The sequence below is a fragment of the Frankia sp. CoWAU3 genome, from assembly GCF_977971855.1.
The window spans coordinates 10,091-11,016 of the sequence record NZ_CDWWXB010000127.1 but is presented as its reverse complement, the minus strand read 5'-3'; the positions used below and the strand labels follow the sequence as shown (position 1 = coordinate 11,016).

The window sequence follows — 926 nt, the reverse complement described above, 5'->3', positions numbered from 1 at the left end:
TTGATGATCACGGGATAGCCGATCCTGTCGGCGAACACCTCTGCCTCGTCCGCGTGGTCGATCGCAGTGTGGCTTCCGGGCAGCAGCGGAAGGCCTGCGGCAACCATCAGCGAGCGGGCGACGGCCTTGTCCCCGAGCTTCTCCATGACCGAGGCGGGCGGTCCGACGAAGGTGATGCCCTCGGACGCGCAGACCTCCGCGAAGTCCGCGTTCTCGGAAAGGAATCCGTATCCGGGATGGATGGCGTCCGCGCCGGCGAGCCAGGCGGCCTCGATGATCGTCGGGATGTTGAGGTAGCTGCGGCCGGCGGGGCCCGGACCGATCTGGACGGCCCGGTCGGCGAGCCGGGTCACCATGCTGCCGCGGTCGTCGGCCGAGTAGACGGCAACGGTACGCAGGCCGAGCTCCCGGCAGGTGCGCAGGACCCGCAGAGCGATCTCGCCCCGGTTGGCGATCAGGACGGTGGTGACCATCAGCCGCGGGCGTCCGGATCAATGGCGATCAGCCGTTCGCCGTACTCGACCGATGTCGCGTCGGGCTGGCACAGCTCGACGATCCGGCCGGCTGTGTCCGCCTCGATGGGGATCATCAGCTTCATCACCTCGAGGATCGCGACCTGCTGCCCGGCCTTCACGGTGTCCCCGACCCGGGCGAACGGCCGCGCACCGGGTTCGGGAGCGTAGTAGAAGACCCCGACGCTCGGCGCGGTGACGTAGCTCAGGCCAGCGTCACCACCGGCGGTCGGCGAGTCCGCCGGCCGCTCCTCGACCGGCGCGGCCTCGCCGGGAACGGCACCACCGGGAACGGCACCCCCGGGAACGGCACCCCCGGGAACAGCACCCCCGGGAACAGCACCCCCGGGAACAGCACCACCAGGAACGGAGCGAGGCGCGGGAACCGGATGACGACGCGGCGGCGCCGTCGCC

2 protein-coding genes are annotated in these 926 nt (G+C 71.0%); both read right to left on the bottom strand.

Annotation, left to right across the window (positions count from 1 at the left end; all coding sequences use genetic code 11):
- A partial coding sequence (locus AC08ON_RS12155) for a biotin carboxylase N-terminal domain-containing protein (protein WP_476616987.1) occupies nucleotides 1-473 on the bottom strand: 473 nt, incomplete at its 3' end.
- On the bottom strand, nucleotides 473-926 hold a 454-nt coding region (locus AC08ON_RS12150), incomplete at its 5' end, for an acetyl-CoA carboxylase biotin carboxyl carrier protein (protein ID WP_476616986.1). The genes AC08ON_RS12155 and AC08ON_RS12150, both read right to left, overlap by 1 nt.